The organism is Streptomyces sp. NPDC001744, assembly GCF_042892575.1.
In the GTDB taxonomy this organism is placed as follows: Bacteria; Actinomycetota; Actinomycetes; order Streptomycetales; family Streptomycetaceae; genus Streptomyces.
This window is the reverse complement of the sequence record NZ_JBIAUG010000005.1, coordinates 130,124-145,454: the sequence shown is the minus strand read 5'-3', so window position 1 is coordinate 145,454 and position 15,331 is coordinate 130,124. Positions and strand designations below refer to the sequence as shown.

The following is a 15,331-nucleotide window of genomic DNA, read 5'->3' as shown; positions in this document are numbered from 1 at the left end:
AGAGGCAGATGCGGAATGGCTGAACGAAGCCCGTCGCAGGACGCGGTGATCCTGCTGGAGAACGTCACCAGGCGGTACCCGGGCCCCCACGGGGACGTGGTCGCCCTGGCCGGCATCGACCTCTCGGTGCGGTCGGGGGAGATCTTCGGTCTGCTCGGTCCGAACGGAGCCGGCAAGACCACCACCATCGAGACCCTCGTGGGCCTGCGCCGGCCCACCGGCGGAACCGTCCGGGTCCTGGGCCACGACCCCGTCGCGGAGCGGGACGAGATCCGCCGACAGGTGGCGATCCAGCCGCAGCACGCCGCCGTGTTCGAGCAGCAGACGGTGGCGGAGCTGTTGCGCGTCTGGGCCTCCCTCTACCCCGACCCCGAGACCCCCGACGCCATCATCGAGCGGATGGGCCTGACGGCCTCGCGCGACGTCCGGATCTCGAAGCTCTCCGGCGGCCAGCGCCAGCGCCTCCTCGTCGGCACGGCGCTGATCTCCCGCCCCCGGCTGCTGGTGCTCGACGAGCCGTCGACCGGCATGGACCCCAACGCCCGGCAGGAACTGTGGGACGCCGTACGCGCACACCGCGCGGCCGGCGGCACCGTCCTGCTCTCCACGCACTCCATGGAGGAGGCCGAGACCCTCTGCGACCGGGTCGCCGTGCTCCACAAGGGCCGGGTCGCCGCCCGCGGAACCCCGCAGGAACTGATCGCCACCCACGCACCCGAACGCGAGGTGCACTTCACCGTCCCGGTCGGCACCGACCTCACCCCCCTGCGCACCGCGCCCGGGGTGTCGGGCATCGAGAGCCACGACTCCGGCGGCGACACGCGGGTCATCGTGCGGACCGGCGACTCCGACGCGGCGTTCGGCCTGCTCGCCGGCCCGCTCGGAGCCCGTCGCATCCAGATCAAGGAGGCCGGACTGGAAGCGGTCTTCCGCCTCCTGACGGGTGTCTCCTTCCACGAAGCGGGCGGCGACGAGCAGCCCTCGGAGCCGAAAGCGGTGATGGCATGATGTCCACGGCCTCGCGCGAGCTGACCCTCATGCACGCCCGCGAACTCGTACGCGACGCGAAGTACTTCTACTTCGCCCTGTTCTTCCCCTTCGGGATGCTGGCCATCTTCCTCGGCCTCGGCTTCGCCATGCCGAAGGACTCCGGCGCCCCGGACTTCCTGCAACTCGTCTTCCCCATGGCGATCTTCCTCGCCGTGACCAGCGCGGCCCTGACCGTCACCGCCGGACCCCTGGCCGGGTTGCGCACCAAGGGAACCCTCCGGCTGCTGGGCACCACCCCCGTCGGGCGGGCCCGCCTCGTCTTCACGCACATGATCGCCAGGGTGCTCATGGTCACCGTGCAGGCGGCGGTGCTGCTCGCGCTGGCGGTCGCCCTCGGCAAGGTGGAACTGTCAAGGCTTCCCGCGCTGTTCGCCATCGCCCTGCTCGGCCTCGCCATGTTCGGGGGCATCGGGTACCTGATCGGCGGCCGGCTGGCCTCCCCGGACGCCGCCACCAACGTGGGCACGCTCGTACAGCTGGCCGCCCTGTTCCTCAGCGGCCTGGCCTTCCCGCTGGAACTCATGCCCGACGCCGTCCGCACCACCCTGGGCCTGCTGCCCACGTCCTTCTTCGCCGACCTCATGCTCACGCAGATGTCGCAGGGCGAACCGGCCCACCCCGTCTGGCTGTCCGTCCTCGTCGTCGCAGCCACCACCGCGGTGGCGGTGTTCCTCGCCGTACGCACCTTCAAATGGGACCAGGGCGAGACCGCGTGAGGGCACGGTCGTGCGACCCACACCTTCCGACGTCCCGATGAAAGGCGCTGAGAGCGACATGCACGAGGAACAAGCCGGCGGAGCGGGCGGAGCGCGCGAGGCGAGGGAGGCCCTCGCCTCCGCGGACGCGGTGGCCTCCCGGATGCGGGGAGGGAACCGGCGCCCCGGGCCACTGGTGTTCCTCCTGGGCCTGGCGATGACGCTGATGACGGCCGCCTACGGGCTGTTCATCGAGCCCTCCGCCCCGGCGGCCGTCCCGGTCCTCCTGCTGGTCCCCTTCTTCGGCCTGGTGATCCACACGGCTACCCGGCCGGTCCTGCCCCGCCACCACCGCACCCTGTACGCCCTCACCACGACGGCGGGCGCGGCGGTCTACTCCCTCACCGTCACGCTCGGCACCGCGTTCTTCTCCGGAGAGGCGCTCTGGTGGGTGCCCGCGGCCGTCCTGTGCGGCCTGCCGTTCTTCGTGATCGGCGCCCTCGGCCGCAGGGCCGCCCGCACCCCCGGGGCCGGCACATGACGCACCCCCGCAAGTCCCTGGACACCGTGATCCACGCACCGGTGCGGTTCTCCATCGCCGCCGCGCTCTCCCCGGTCGACGAGGCCGATTTCCGCACGCTGCGCGACGCCATCGAGGTCACGGACTCGGCGCTCTCCAAGCAGCTCACGCTCCTGGAACAGGCCGGGTACGTCAAGGTCCGCAAGGCCTTCGTCGGCAAGCGGGCGCGCACCTGGCTCTCCCTCACGGCGACGGGCCGCGAGGCCTTCACCCGGCACCTGGCCGCCCTCCGGGACATCGCCGCGTGGCAGCCGGAACGAGAACCGGAACCGGATCCGGAACCGGCGCTCGAACCAGAGGGGTAGCCGTGACGGGAGGGGCGGCCGTGACCGGAGCCGGACCGGAACCGCTCCGCACGGGCCGCCCGCCGACCGACGCGCCACCGCCGGAAGGAACCCACGACGCATGTGGGCGGGGCGGCGTGAGGCACCGCGGGACAGCCCGGTGTACGCGCTCTGATCAGGCGAAACGCCGCGAGCGGGCATGGTGCTGCACCACGCGGCACGGATGCCTTCGGACGCGTCATGCGTAGGTCTCGGGTTCGAATCCCGAAGGCGGCTCGGAATTACCCCAGGACTCACTCGCCGTGACCTGGGGTTTTTCATGCCCTCCGTCCGGTGGGGCGGGGTGGGGTGGGGGCCGCTCGGCCGGGGTGTTCCCGGCGGTGGGCCCGGCCGGGCGGTCGCCGGGGCGGGCCCACCGGGGTGGGGCGTTCGGGTCAGGAGCGGGCGTACGCGGGGCGGGTGGCCGACACCAGGGGGGCGTCCGCCGTCAGGCGGGTGGTGGTCACGGACGCGGTGAAGAGCTCCTGGCCGTTCTGGTGGACCGTCACGCGCACCCGGCCGGTGTCCGCCTCCGGTTCGGCGTCCACCCAGCAGGGGGAGTCGAGTTCGGCGAAGCGCGTGAAGCGGGTCTCCATGGCCGTGGCGACGGTCGGCACCGGGCCGGCGACCACGTGGGCGGCCTGGCGGGCCGCCTCCAGGAGCACCGCGCCCGGGACGTGGTCGACGGGGTGGTCGAAGAGCACCGGGTGGTAGGTGTCCACCCGCAGCTGCCAGCGGCGCGGGGTGCGGGTGGCGGCGAGCACCACGTTCTCGCGCAGCTTGTGGCCGACCCGGTGGGCGGGGATGGGCGGCGGGACGGGGACGGCCGCCGCCAGGGCGGCCTCCTTGTCCGCGTACGCCCCGCGCAGCCGGTTGTAGACGGCCGGGGAGTGGCTGGTGAAACGCGTCTCCGCGCTGCCCAGGCGGAACCCGTCGCGGTGGGCCTCCACGCGCAGGGAGAGGGCGGACAGCCCGCCGCGCCGCCGCACGATGTCGTGGCAGGCGATGTCGAGGGTGATCTCGGCGGGCCGCAGGCCCGCGCGCAGCCCCCCGGCGACGGGGTCGACGGCGTAGCTGAAGTGCTCCCAGATGAGGTGGTGCCCGAACGGCACGGTGTAGGCGGCGTGGGAGAGCAGGGGGAAGACCTGGCGCACCGTCTCGGCGAACAGCATGGGGTCGTGGACGCCGTGCCGGGACCGGAGGACGCTGTGCGCGCGGGGCCACTGGGCGGTGACCGTGAAGGCGTCCTCGCCGGTGCGGTACCAGCCCGTCAGCAGTACCTCGGCGAGGGCGGCCTTGTGGACGTACTCGCGCGGAACGGTGGTGGTGACGGTGGCCGGCGGCTCGGCCGGCCCGCCGAACGCGGCGCGGAGGGCGGTGCTGGACGCGTGCTGGGCGTACTCGATCTCCATGTGATCCCCCTGGAAGATGTGTGGTGGCACAGGCGTGGGCACGGACGCGCTCGGGAAGGACGGGACGGGGCCCGGAAGCCGCGAGGGCGGCCGGGTTCGAGCACGGGTGCGGACGGCAGGTGCGGACGCGGGTACAAATCCAGTACAGAAGCTGGCGCGGTGCGTGTGCTGTTCCGGGTGCTGGAGCATGTGCGGGGCGGCCGCAGTTCGTGGTGCGCGGCCGTCGCACAGGCGTGGTGCCGGACAGGACGGGGGGCGGGTTCCGGGAGCCCCTCGTGGCTGGCTGCTCGGGATTAAAGTAGAGAGTGCTCGTTTTGTTTGTCGAGGGGGGAACGATCGAAACCCGAGAGTGGCTTGATCTGACTGCCGGAGGATGCGTTGATCGTCAGACGGGCCTCGGGCGACCCCTTCGCATAACATAGCGGGTGTTCGCTTTTTTTGGACGGGGGGCCGTCAGACAGTCGACCCAGTGGTAGTTGGAGTGATCGTGCCGCAGCCAAGGCAAACCCGCGCCATCCTGACCCGAGAGAAGATCATCCGGGCTGCCGCCGAGGTGTTCGACGAGAGCGGTTTCTCCGGGGCCAGCATGAACAAGATCATGCGCCGCGCGGAGACGACCATGGGCGCGATGTACTTCCACTTCGCGTCCAAGGAGGAGATCGCGCAGACGGTCATGAGCGAGCAGGCGTCCGACCTGACGTTCCCCGAGGGCGAGGACGGGCTGCAGCGGCTCTTCGACATCAACCTCGAGGTCGCCCACCAGATGCGCACCAACGTGCTCTTCCGCGCCGGCGTCCGGCTGGCCGTCGAGCAGGGCGACTTCGGCATGCGGGACGCCGCCCCGTACCAGCTGTGGGCGGAGATGTTCCGGGGTCAGCTGGAGGCCGCCGAGCGCCGGGGCGAGCTGCTGCCGGGGGTGGACACGACGGAGTTCGCCGAGATCCTCGTCGGCGCCTACACCGGCACCCAGCTGATGTCGAACATCACCACGGGCCGGGAGGACCTGATGGAGCGCATCGCCGCGCTCTGGCGCTACCTGCTGCCCTCCGTCGCCACGCCCGAGGTGATCGAGCGCCTCGACCTGCGCGGCCGCGAAGTCGTCGAGACCCGCCGGAAGAGTTCCGCGAAGAGCTCCTGACCGGGCCCGCCCGGGGTCGTGGACACCGGCCCCGGGCGGCACCGCTCGCATCCCGTACGTCAACTCCCTTGAGCGTGGGTAGAGTTGGTGGAACGTGAGCGATCCCGGGGTGTTCGACGGTGGATTTCAGGCCATGGCGGGTCCGCCGTCGCGTCCGCCGGGGAACAGGGCGCCCTCCGGCGCGCGCCTCGCGGGGCCCGGACCGGGCCGGGATCCCGGCCCCGGCCCGGATTCCGGCCCCGGAGCCTCCGGCAGGTTCCGGCCGCGCCGCCCCGGCCCGGGAGCCTCCGGGGGGGAGTCGCCGTGCCGTCCCGGTCCGTACGGATCCGGGGGGGAGTCGCCGTGCCGTCCCGGCCCGTACGGATCCGGCTGGGAGCGGCCGTGCCGTCCCGGTCCGGCGCCCTCCGGCGGGGTCCGGCCGTGGCATCCCGGCCCCGGCGCGTCCGGCCGGGGGTGGCCGTGCCGCCCCGGGATTCCCGACCAGACCACCTCCCACACCCTGGCCAGCCGGCCCCGCACGCTCCACGCGCCGTCCACGCCGGGAAGCCCGATGCCCGGGAGCCCGGCGCCCGGACGCGGGGCGCCCGCGGGCGCGTCGCCGCCCCGGCCGGTCCCGTCCGTGCCGCCGCCCGCGCGGCCGTCGTTCCCCCGGTCCGCCTCCGGGGCGCCGCCGGGGTTCCCGCTCCCGGACGGGGGCCGGTGCGCGCGCAGGGCCGACACCTCCAGGTCGGACACGACGCAGGCGACGAACACCCCGACGGTCTCCAGGTCCTCCTCGCGCAGTTCGCCGTCGCGGTGGGCGGCGGAGAGCAGCGAGTGCACGGCCGGCGCCCAGGAGTCGCGCCAGTCGTGCTCCACCGGCAGCTCGCGGGAGAGCCGCGCCGCCGCCCGCACCACGTCCTCCTCCTCCAGGAGGACGGCGAGCACCTCCGTGATCCCCGCGATCCCCTCGGCGGGGGAGCGGGCCTCGCGGACCTCCCGCGCGACGGCGGCCCGGGTCAGGGCGCAGCCGCGCTCGCACACCGCCTCCGCCAGCTCGTTCTTCGCGGGGAAGTGGAAGGTCAGGGCGCCGATGGTGGCCATGGCGGCCCGACTGATCCGGGTCAGGGAGGTGCCCGCGTACCCGCGGAGCGCGAACTCCTGGCCCGCTGCCTGGATGAGGAGCGCGCGCGTGCGTCCGCCCCGCTCCTGCTTCGTTGCTGATCGACCGTAGTTCGTCATGCGTGGCCCTTCACGGTGGTCGGCGTCCTTCCGGCCCCCCGGCCGTGGTCCTCATGTGTAAGGAGCATCCCAGAAAAACAAAGAGAGTACTCTCTATGATGTAGAAAAAAGAGCGAGCGTTCTCTACGCTTCTGCTGGAGTGAGGAGGAGATGCACGATGACTCGTAACGGACCGGTGCCCTCCGCCGCTGTCGCGCGGCCCCGGAGATGCGTGGACCCCAAGCTGGCCGAACTCGGCAACTTCCTTGCGGAGCGCCGCGCCGAGGTCACCCCGCAGCAGGTCGGACTGCCCGGCGGAGCCGCCCGCCGGGTACCCGGACTGCGCCGCGAGGAGGTCGCGATGCTGGCCGGCATCGGGGTGTCCTGGTACGCCTGGATCGAGCAGGGCCGTGCCAAGAACGTCTCCCCGGAGATCCTCGGCGCCATCGCCGGCGTGCTCCGGCTCGACGAGGCCCAGCAGCAGTACGCCCTGCGGCTCGCCGGGTACGCGGGCGCGGGGCGCCCGCAGTCCTGCGCGGACGACGAACTCCCGCTGCTCCTCAGGATCGTGGACGGGTTCCTTCCCAACCCCGCCTACGTCCTCAATCCCTACTGGGACGTGATGGTCGCCAACTCCTCCGCCACCCGGCTGCTGGGCCTGGCCGGCGAGCGGCCGAACTACCTGGAGGCGCTCTTCCTGGACCCGGCCGCGCGCGAACGGCTGCCGGACTGGGAACGGGACGCCGCCGCCGCGGTGGCGGCCTTCCGGGTGCAGAGCGGGGACATGCTCACCGACGCCCGGCTGGCCGCGCTGGTGCGCGGACTCGCCGAGCGCAGCCCGGTGTTCGCCTCGCTGTGGGCCCGGCACCTGGTCGCCGAGAGCGGCGGGGAGACCCAGTCGGTGCGCCACCCGGACCTGGGGGAGCTGGAGTTCACCCGGGTCTCGATGTGCGTGGGAGGCCGCCCAGGGGTGCAGGTGATCTTACTGACCCCGCAGTACGACACTGCGGAACTGACCGAACTGTGGGCGTCCCAGGCCCCTGTTGGCCCTGCCCCCGTCCCGTCGGCCCCTGCCCGATCGGCTCCCGTCCCGTCGGCTCCCGTCCAGCCGGTTCCCGTCCGATCGCCTTCCGTCCCGTCGGCTCCTGTCCAGCCGGCTCCTGTCCGGTCGGCTCCCGTCCGGACGATCCCCGTCCGTCCGGCTTCCGTCCGGCCGGCTCATGTCTGAACGGCTCCTGCCTGAACTGCTCCTGTCCGGTCGGCCCTTGGCCGGTCGGTCCCTGTCCGAACGGCTCCTGTCCGAACGGCTCCCGTCCGGTCGGCCCCTGTCCGGTCGGTCCCTGTCCGAACGGCTCCTGGCTGAACGGCTCCCGTCCGGCCGGTCCATACCCGAACGGCTCCCGTCCGGTCGGCTCCCGTCCGGTCGGTCCCTGCCCGAACGGCCCGCCACCGCGAGGTAGCCGGACCCTCCCGAACGGCGAACTCCCGAACCCGGGAACGCCGGTCCGTGCCCCATGGGCGAGCGCCTCCGGCCCGAGCGCCGTCCCCCGTTCCCCGTACCACCCGCCCGAGCACCACCAGCCCGACAGAGGAGTCGTCCGCCATGGCGATGGCCACCCCGTGGAACACCCCGGCCCGCACGGTCCGTTCGCTGAAGCTGGGGGACCACACGGTCACCTGGCTCCCCGACGGTTTCGTGCAGCTCGACCCGCGCCGCTGGCTGCCGGAGACCACGGCCGCCGACTGGGCCGGGGAGAACGCCGGACTGCTGGACCCCGAGGGCTGTCTCGCCGCCTCCATCGGCGCCCTGCTCATCCAGTACCGCGACCGGGCCATGCTGGTGGACGCCGGTTTCGGTCCCCACGACATCCCCGCCGCGCACACCCACCCCGCCCTCGGCGTGCTCGTCGGCGGGAAGCTGCCCGCGGCGCTGGAGAGCGCCGGCGTGCGGGCGGACGGCATCGAGCTGATCGCGTTCAGCCATCTGCACGACGACCACTTCGGCTGGGCCTTCCGTCCCGGCCAGGACGCCGCGTCCCCCTTCACCTCGGCCGTGTTCGCCGCCTCCGCCCCCGAGTGGGCGAACTGGCCGCAGCCGGTGGACGGTTCGCCCCGGGTCCGGGTGCTCACCGACGGCGAGGAGGTCTTCCCCGGGGTGACGGCCCGGGTGACCCCCGGCCACACGGCCGGTCACACCTCGTACGTGCTCGACACGGACGAGGGCCGGCTCATCGCCTTCGGCGACGTCTTCCACACCCCGGCGCAGCTCGCCCGGCCGGAGTGGAAGGTCTCCATGGACGCCCTGCCCGAGCAGGGCGTCGCCACCCGGCGGGCGATGCTCGCGGAGCTGGCCGCGCCCGGCACCCTCGCCTTCGCCAACCACTTCTCCGACGTCGTCTTCGGACGGCTGTCCGAGACATCCGGAACCGCCCGCTGGGAACCGCTGGAAGAACTCCGCGCATGACATGACGTCCGCAATCGGTTTTTCTTTATTTTTACCCGGCCTCGATATTCCCGAGGCCGGGCCTCCGTATGTTCGCTTTTCTGTGCGTCCTGTTGTCGGCGGCAATAGGTGCCGCAACGGCACCACCAATAAGGGCTGGGACATCGGCGGGTCCGCTGAAATGATTTCGGCATGACTCAGAGAATCGCAATCGTCGGCGCCTACGGCTCCGGGAAGACGCTCCTCGCCAAGGCCCTTTCCGAGGCGACCGGACTTCCCTACACGCAGGGGACCGCCATGCGCGAGCCCATCGGCGGCGAGGGGAAGCACATCTGGAACTGGACCCCCGGGGAGCTCCTCCAGCTCACGGTCAAGCGCTACGCCGAGCGCACCCTCAACGAGGCCGCCCACCCCGCCGGCTTCATCAGCGACGGCTCGATCGTCCACGAGTGGATCTTCGCCAAGCTCCGCCTGGTCACGGGCCCGACCCCGGGCACCGGGGCCCCCGTGGACAGCCGCTTCCGCGACGAGGTCACCGCCGCCTACGAGGACGTCGCGGACAACATCGGCAGGCTGGCCGTGCGGCACGCCAGGACGGCGTACGACGCGTTCTTCCACCTGCCGATCGAATTCCCGATGTCGGAGCAGAACCCGCCGATCAACGACATCTTCCGCACCCTCTCCGACGAGGTCCTGCTGCCCGCCCTCGCGGACACCGGACTTCCCGTCCACGCGATCACCGGCACGCCCGCCGAGCGTCTCCAGAAGATCCTCGACATCACCGGCCTGCCCGCCGTCGTCGACATCGACAAGGCGCTCGACGCCGTACAGGGAAAGTAGTCACGGCTCCGTTCCACTCACCTCGAAAGACTCGAAGCACTCGAAGCACTCGAAGCGCCACCAGAGAAAGGCACGAGAAAATGAAGCTCGATGTTCCCCAGTGGAGCGACAAGCCCGATCTCAAGCTGGCGATATCCGGTACGTACTCGTCCGGTAAGTCGACCACCACGGAAGCGCTCTCGATCGCGACCGGCATACCGCGCACGCACGCCAAGACCTCCCGCGAACTGCTCGTGGACCTCGTCCCGGGCAAGACGGTGATGGAACTCAACGCCATGGAGCTCGTCAAGCTGGGACTGCGCCGCTACGAGGAGCGCCTGGCCAACGAGTCCGGCACCGGGGCCTTCATATCCGACGGCGGCGTCTTCCACGAGTGGGTGTACTTCGAGGCCCGCATGCGGGTCGGCATCAACCCGGGCATGCCGTGGTGGTTCCAGGGCGTCAAGAAGGCCATGGGCGTGACGTCCAAGCGCTTCTACCAGAAGTACACGGACACCCTCGGCGAGATACAGAAGGACCGCGCCAAGCGTTCGTACGACGCCTACGTGCACCTGCCGGTGGAGTTCGACATGGACGCCGACGGCCACCGCCCGGTGTCCGAGCCCTTCCGCCGGCTCTCCGACGACCTGCTCGTCGAGGCCCTGGAAGAGATCAAGATCCCCTACCGCGTCGTCGGCGGCCCGATCCCCGAGCGGATCGAGAAGATCGTCGAGATCTTCGGCCTGCCGGTCGTCGTCCCGATCCCCGAGGCCATCGAAGAGGCGGAGCGACGCGTCGCCGCCGACATCGAGGACCTCCAGGCGAACCTCGCCTACATGGAGGCGCAGCGACGGAAGTCCTTCGGACGCCGCCTCGCCTACGCCTTCCGCTACTGATCCACCCCCCCCACCCGTACCCGACCGGAAGGAAACCGGCGTGCCCACGAGCGTGCAGGCCAAGCCGCGTCGTCTGGGAGCGATCCTCGGCCTCCTGGCCTTCGCCCAGATGATCATCGCGATCGACTACAACATCATGTTCGTGGCACTGCCCGACATCGGCAGCGACCTCGGATTCTCCGCCCAGAACCTCCAGTGGGTGATCTCCGCCTACTCCGTCGCCTTCGGCGGCTTCCTGCTGCTGGGCGGCCGGGCCACGGACCTCTTCGGCCGGAAGAACATGTTCCTCTTCGGCCTCTTCCTCTACGCGGCCTCCTCGGTCCTCGGCGGTCTCGCCACCGAGTCCTGGCTGCTCGTGGCGGCCCGGGTGGTCCAGGGCCTCGGCGGCGCGTTCCTGGCGCCGGCCACCCTGTCCCTGGTCACGACCCTCTTCGCGGAGGGCACCGAGCGCAACCGCGCCCTGGCGGTCTGGGGCGGTGCCGGCGGCTTCGGCATGGTCCTCGGCGCCATCCTCGGCGGCCTGCTCACCGACTGGTTCGGCTGGCAGGCGGTCATGTGGGTCAACGTCATCGCCGCCGGCGCGGCCATGACCTACGGCATCGGCGCCCTGCCGAAGACCGCGAAGGCCAGCACCCGCGGCTTCGACCTGCCCGGCGCCGTCACCGGCACCGTCGCCTCCACCCTCCTGGTCTTCACCCTGGTCAACGGGCCCGAGGCGGGCTGGGGTTCGCTCACCACCGTCGGCAGCCTGATCGGCTCCCTGGCGCTCTTCGCCCTCTTCCTCGGCATCGAGTCCAGGACGCGCGCGCCGATGATGCCGCTGCGCCTCTTCGCCAACCGCAACGTCACGGTCGGCACGTCGGTCACCTTCCTCTTCATGGCGACGTTCGGCGCCTACGCCTACTTCCTCACCCAGTACTGGCAGGTCGTCCAGGGCTACAGCGCCTGGGCCACCGGCTTCGCCTTCCTGCTCCCCTCCGGCTGCGTCCTGATCGGAACCGTCGCCGCCGGGAAGCTGATGAACGCCTACGGCGCCCGCAAGACCCTGCTGCTCGCCCTCACCGTCGGCCTGGTGGGCACCGTCGCCCTCGCGCTGACCCTGACGCAGAACTCCTCGTACGCCGTCATCGCCGCCCCGCTGATCGTCCTCTCGCTCGGCCAGGGCGTCATCTTCACGGCCATGTTCGCCGCCGCCACCACCGGCGTCGCCGACGAGGAGCAGGGCATCGCCTCCGGCATCGCCACCACCGGCCAGCAGATCGGCGGCGCCGTCGGCCTCGCCGTCCTGATCGCCGTCGCGGCCACCGCCGCCGGAGGCGACACCACCGACCCCGCCCGGCTCACCGACGGCATCCTCGTCGCGACCTGGGCCACCGCCGCCGGCATCGCGCTGACCTTCCTCGCGACGCTCGGCCTGAAGAAGCCGGCCGCGACGCGGATCGCCGCCGGTGACGCGAGCCCGGTGACCGCCGAACCGGCCCCGGCCGTCACCGAAGGCGTCTGACGCGACTCCCCCTCGCGCCGGACGCCCGTCGCACGGCCCCTCCCTCCACAGACCCCCGCGGGGGGAGGGGCACGGTGCGCAGGGCCACTCCCACCGAGGCCAGGGGCCCCGGCCCCGCCGGGGCCCCCGGCCCGACCCCGCCCGGAAAGGTTGGAGGACGCAGTTGAACGGCCACAGCACCGCATTCTTCGACGTGGACGGCACACTCACCACCGTCCCGAGCATGTTCCGCTTCCTGCGCCACTACCTCTCCGCGCGGGGGCACCCGCCCCACGAGTACGTCGGCCGCCGCCGCGAGCTGAAGGCGATGAACGAGATCGGCTGCCCCCGCGAGGCCACCAACCGCGCCTACTTCGCCAACCTGGAGGGCGCCCGGTCCGCCGAGGTCAACATCCTCGCCGAGGACTGGTTCCGCGAGGAACTGCGCGCCGGCGGCTTCTTCCACGAACACGGCGTCGCGGCCCTGCGCCGCCACCAGCAGGACGGGACCCGGATCGTCCTCGTCTCCGGCTCCTTCCCCGCCGTCCTCGACCCCATAGCCGACCACCTCGGCGCCGACGAGGTCTGGTGCACCGAGCCGGAGATCGTCTGGGGCCGCTACACCGGCAACCTGTACCGCCCCCCGATGCTCTCCGCCCTCAAGGCCGAGACGCTCCGGAACGTCGCCGCCGCGCACGGCACCACGCCCGAGCGCTGCATCGCGTACGGGGACCACGTCTCCGACCTGCCGATGCTCCGGGCCGCGGGCACCGCGGTGGTCGTCGGCGGCGACAAGGTCCTGCGCACCCACGCACGCATCAACGGGTGGTCCCTGCTGCCCGCCGCGCCGGTCCCGCCGGCGCTCGACCTGCCGCTGTGGCACACCGGCCCGACCGGCTTCCCGGCGGCCGTGACGAACGAGGTGAAAGAGGTGGAAAGCGTATGACTTCCTGGTTCTTCGACCGGATGCGGAGCTTCGGCGACGCCGACGCCATCGTCTTCGAAGGCGTCACCCACAGTTACGCCGAACTCGTGCGGCTCACCGGCGACTGGGAGCGGTTCCTCGACCGCCACGACATCCGGCCCGGCCGGGTCGTCGCGATCGAGGGCATCAGCAGCGTCGAGGCGTGCGCGGGGCTGCTCGCGCTCATCGGACGCGGCGCGATCGTCGTCCCGCTGACCCCCCTGCCGCAGGCCAAGCGCACCGAGTTCCTGGAGGTCGCCGAGGTCGAGACGGTCATCTCGATCGACTCCACGCACTGGCGGCGCGGCGTCGAGACCACCGGCCGCGAGGCCGGTCACGAGCTCTACGGCCGGCTCCGCGCCGACGGCGTGCCCGGCCTGGTGCTCTTCAGCTCCGGCACCACCGGCCGCAGCAAGGCCAGCGTCCTGGACTTCTCCAAGGTGCTCGCCAAGTACGGCCCGCCGACCCGGCCCGCCCGCACCCTGGGCTTCCTCAGCCTGGACCACATCGGCGGCATCAACACCCTGCTGCACACCCTCAGCCAGGGCGGCGCCCTCGTCACCGTCGGGGAGCGCACCCCCGAGACCGTCTGCGCGGAGATCGAGCGGAGCCGCATCCAGATCCTGCCGACCACGCCGACGTTCCTGAACATGCTGCTGATATCCCGGGCCTACGAGCGGTACGACCTCGATTCGCTGAAGCTGATCACCTACGGCACCGAGCCGATGCCCGAGGGCACCCTGACCCGGCTGGCCAAGGCGCTGCCCGGCGTCCGCCTGAAGCAGACCTACGGACTCTCCGAACTCGGCATCATGCCCACCAAGTCCCGCGACGACGGCAGCCTGTGGGTGAAGCTGGGCGGCGAGGGGTTCTCGTACCGGATCGTCGACGGCACCCTGTGGATCCGCTCCGACATGGCGATGCTCGGCTACCTCAACGCCCCGGCGCCCTTCGACGAGGAGGGCTACTTCAACACGCAGGACGCGGTGGAGACGGACGGCGAGTACGTCCGCATCCTGGGCCGAACGTCCGAGCTGATCAACGTCGCGGGGGAGAAGGTCTACCCCAACGAGGTCGAGAACGTGCTCCTGGAACTCGACTACGTCGCCGACGCCGTCGTCTCGGGCCGCCCGAGCCACGTCACCGGCCAGGTCGTCAAGGCGGTCGTCAAGCTCACCGGCCCCTGCGAGGACCCGCGGGTCACCGCGCGCCGGGTGCGCGAGCACTGCGCGCGGCGCCTGGAGGCGTTCAAGGTGCCGGTCGTGGTGGACGTCACCGAGACGGACACGCACTCGGACCGCTTCAAGAAGATCAGGGTCGCGGCGTGAGCGGGACCCGCGTCGCGGTGGTCAGCGGCGGCAGCCGCGGACTGGGCCGGGTGCTGGTGGAGCGGCTGCTGGCCGAGGGCTGGCGGGTGGCGACGTTCAGCCGCAAGCCCAACGGGTTCACGGAGGCGACGGCGCGGGAGCGCCCGGAGGACTTCCTGTGGGAGTCGGTCGACCTCCACGACACCCCGGCGCTCCGGCAGTTCGTCAAGACCGTGAAGGAACGGTTCGGCTCGCTCGGCCTGCTCGTCAACAACGCGGGCGTGCTCCACCAGGAGCTCTTCGCGACGATCGCCCCCCGCAGGATCGACGACCTGCTGGCCGCCAACCTGACGGCGCCCGTCCACCTGACCCAGGCGTGCGTGCGGCTGATGATGCGCGACGGCGGATCGGTCGTGAACATCTCGTCCATCAACGCCGTCCGGGGCTACCGCGGCGTCGGGGTGTACGCGGCGGCCAAGGCCGGCCTGGAGGGGTTCGGCCGCGCCCTCGCCAGGGAACTGGGGCCGGTCGGCATCCGGGTCAACACCGTCACCCCCGGCTTCTTCGACAGCGAACTCACCTCGGACGTCACCGATCGCAACCGAGAGAAGATCCAGCACCGCACCCCCCTGGGGCGGCTCGGCACGGCGGAGGAGATCGCGGACGCGGTGCTCTTCCTGGCCTCCCCGCAGGCACGTTTCATCACCGGTCAGTCATTGGTCATCGACGGAGGAATCACATGCTGAACGACCAGAACGTCAAGGAGATCATCGAGCGCGAGATCCAGTCCGTGGTGCTGAGCTCGGACCAGGAGGAGCTGTCGCTGGACGACGAGCTGCTCAAGTCCGGCGTCAACTCCCTGATGCTGGCGCAGCTGCTGATACAGCTGGAGACCGAGCTGGGCGTGGACCCGTTCGGCGAGCAGCTCTCCATCACCGAGGTCCGCACGCTGCGCGAGCTGGTCGGGGCCTACGAGGCCGCGCTGGAGCGGGCGGCGACCGGTGCGACGGTGGGTGCGTGA

General features: G+C 71.6%; 17 protein-coding genes. 15 read left to right on the top strand and 2 right to left on the bottom strand.

The window, feature by feature from the left end; all coding sequences use genetic code 11:
* The first annotated feature begins 15 nt into the window (after positions 1-15).
* Genes ACFYZY_RS08620 through ACFYZY_RS08605 form a run of 4 tightly spaced genes read left to right on the top strand, consistent with a single transcriptional unit; the run spans position 16 to position 2,630 of the window.
* On the top strand, positions 16-1,008 hold the full coding sequence (locus ACFYZY_RS08620; protein WP_388690964.1) for an ABC transporter ATP-binding protein: 993 nt from the start codon (positions 16-18) through the stop codon (positions 1,006-1,008).
* Positions 1,005-1,766 (top strand): ABC transporter permease, encoded by a 762-nt coding sequence (locus ACFYZY_RS08615; protein ID WP_388690961.1) that lies wholly within the window; start codon positions 1,005-1,007, stop codon positions 1,764-1,766. Before ACFYZY_RS08620 ends, ACFYZY_RS08615 begins: the two co-directional genes overlap by 4 nt.
* A gap of 58 nt (positions 1,767-1,824) precedes the next feature.
* On the top strand, positions 1,825-2,286 hold the full coding sequence (locus ACFYZY_RS08610) for a hypothetical protein (RefSeq protein WP_388690959.1): 462 nt from the start codon (positions 1,825-1,827) through the stop codon (positions 2,284-2,286).
* Positions 2,283-2,630, top strand: coding sequence for a winged helix-turn-helix domain-containing protein (locus tag ACFYZY_RS08605; RefSeq protein ID WP_388690956.1), 348 nt, complete (start codon positions 2,283-2,285; stop codon positions 2,628-2,630). Before ACFYZY_RS08610 ends, ACFYZY_RS08605 begins: the two co-directional genes overlap by 4 nt.
* A gap of 413 nt (positions 2,631-3,043) precedes the next feature.
* Here the strand turns inward: ACFYZY_RS08605 and ACFYZY_RS08600 are convergent, their stop codons facing one another.
* Positions 3,044-4,060 (bottom strand): ScbA/BarX family gamma-butyrolactone biosynthesis protein, encoded by a 1,017-nt coding sequence (locus ACFYZY_RS08600; protein WP_388690953.1) that lies wholly within the window; start codon positions 4,058-4,060, stop codon positions 3,044-3,046.
* A 487-nt stretch (positions 4,061-4,547) separates the two neighbouring features.
* Between ACFYZY_RS08600 and ACFYZY_RS08595 the strand changes: the two genes are divergently transcribed.
* Complete coding sequence (locus ACFYZY_RS08595) at positions 4,548-5,198, top strand: ScbR family autoregulator-binding transcription factor (RefSeq protein ID WP_388690950.1); 651 nt, start codon at positions 4,548-4,550, stop codon at positions 5,196-5,198.
* A gap of 126 nt (positions 5,199-5,324) precedes the next feature.
* On the opposite strand, the gene ACFYZY_RS08590 is transcribed toward ACFYZY_RS08595, so the two are convergent.
* Positions 5,325-6,419: a TetR family transcriptional regulator gene (locus ACFYZY_RS08590; protein WP_388690947.1), complete on the bottom strand. Its 1,095-nt coding sequence runs from the start codon at positions 6,417-6,419 to the stop codon at positions 5,325-5,327.
* A gap of 211 nt (positions 6,420-6,630) precedes the next feature.
* On the opposite strand from ACFYZY_RS08590, the gene ACFYZY_RS08585 reads away from it, so the two are divergent.
* The 10 genes from ACFYZY_RS08585 (at position 6,631) to ACFYZY_RS08540 (ending at position 15,331) form a co-directional block, all read left to right on the top strand.
* Complete coding sequence (locus ACFYZY_RS08585; protein ID WP_388690945.1) at positions 6,631-7,626, top strand: helix-turn-helix domain-containing protein; 996 nt, start codon at positions 6,631-6,633, stop codon at positions 7,624-7,626.
* A 375-nt stretch (positions 7,627-8,001) separates the two neighbouring features.
* Positions 8,002-8,862: an MBL fold metallo-hydrolase gene (locus ACFYZY_RS08580; RefSeq protein ID WP_388690942.1), complete on the top strand. Its 861-nt coding sequence runs from the start codon at positions 8,002-8,004 to the stop codon at positions 8,860-8,862.
* 1 nt (position 8,863) lies between these two features.
* Positions 8,864-9,037, top strand: a complete 174-nt coding sequence (locus tag ACFYZY_RS08575) for a hypothetical protein (protein ID WP_388690939.1) — start codon at positions 8,864-8,866, stop codon at positions 9,035-9,037.
* Positions 9,034-9,681 carry an AAA family ATPase gene (locus ACFYZY_RS08570; protein ID WP_388690937.1) on the top strand — a complete coding sequence of 216 codons (648 nt, stop codon included), beginning with the start codon at positions 9,034-9,036 and terminating at the stop codon, positions 9,679-9,681. The genes ACFYZY_RS08575 and ACFYZY_RS08570 overlap by 4 nt, the downstream gene beginning before the upstream one ends.
* An 80-nt stretch (positions 9,682-9,761) precedes the next feature.
* Entirely contained in the window at positions 9,762-10,556 is a 795-nt protein-coding gene (locus ACFYZY_RS08565) for an AAA family ATPase (RefSeq protein WP_388690934.1), read from the top strand.
* Positions 10,557-10,596: 40 nt separating this feature from the next.
* Positions 10,597-12,060: an MFS transporter gene (locus ACFYZY_RS08560; protein WP_388690931.1), complete on the top strand. Its 1,464-nt coding sequence runs from the start codon at positions 10,597-10,599 to the stop codon at positions 12,058-12,060.
* Positions 12,061-12,223: 163 nt separating this feature from the next.
* Positions 12,224-12,985 carry an HAD family hydrolase gene (locus ACFYZY_RS08555; RefSeq protein ID WP_388690928.1) on the top strand — a complete coding sequence of 254 codons (762 nt, stop codon included), beginning with the start codon at positions 12,224-12,226 and terminating at the stop codon, positions 12,983-12,985.
* Positions 12,982-14,331: a class I adenylate-forming enzyme family protein gene (locus ACFYZY_RS08550; protein WP_388690925.1), complete on the top strand. Its 1,350-nt coding sequence runs from the start codon at positions 12,982-12,984 to the stop codon at positions 14,329-14,331. The genes ACFYZY_RS08555 and ACFYZY_RS08550 overlap by 4 nt, the downstream gene beginning before the upstream one ends.
* Complete coding sequence (locus tag ACFYZY_RS08545; protein WP_388690921.1) at positions 14,328-15,056, top strand: SDR family NAD(P)-dependent oxidoreductase; 729 nt, start codon at positions 14,328-14,330, stop codon at positions 15,054-15,056. The genes ACFYZY_RS08550 and ACFYZY_RS08545 overlap by 4 nt, the downstream gene beginning before the upstream one ends.
* Complete coding sequence (locus ACFYZY_RS08540; protein ID WP_388690920.1) at positions 15,050-15,331, top strand: acyl carrier protein; 282 nt, start codon at positions 15,050-15,052, stop codon at positions 15,329-15,331. The genes ACFYZY_RS08545 and ACFYZY_RS08540 overlap by 7 nt, the downstream gene beginning before the upstream one ends.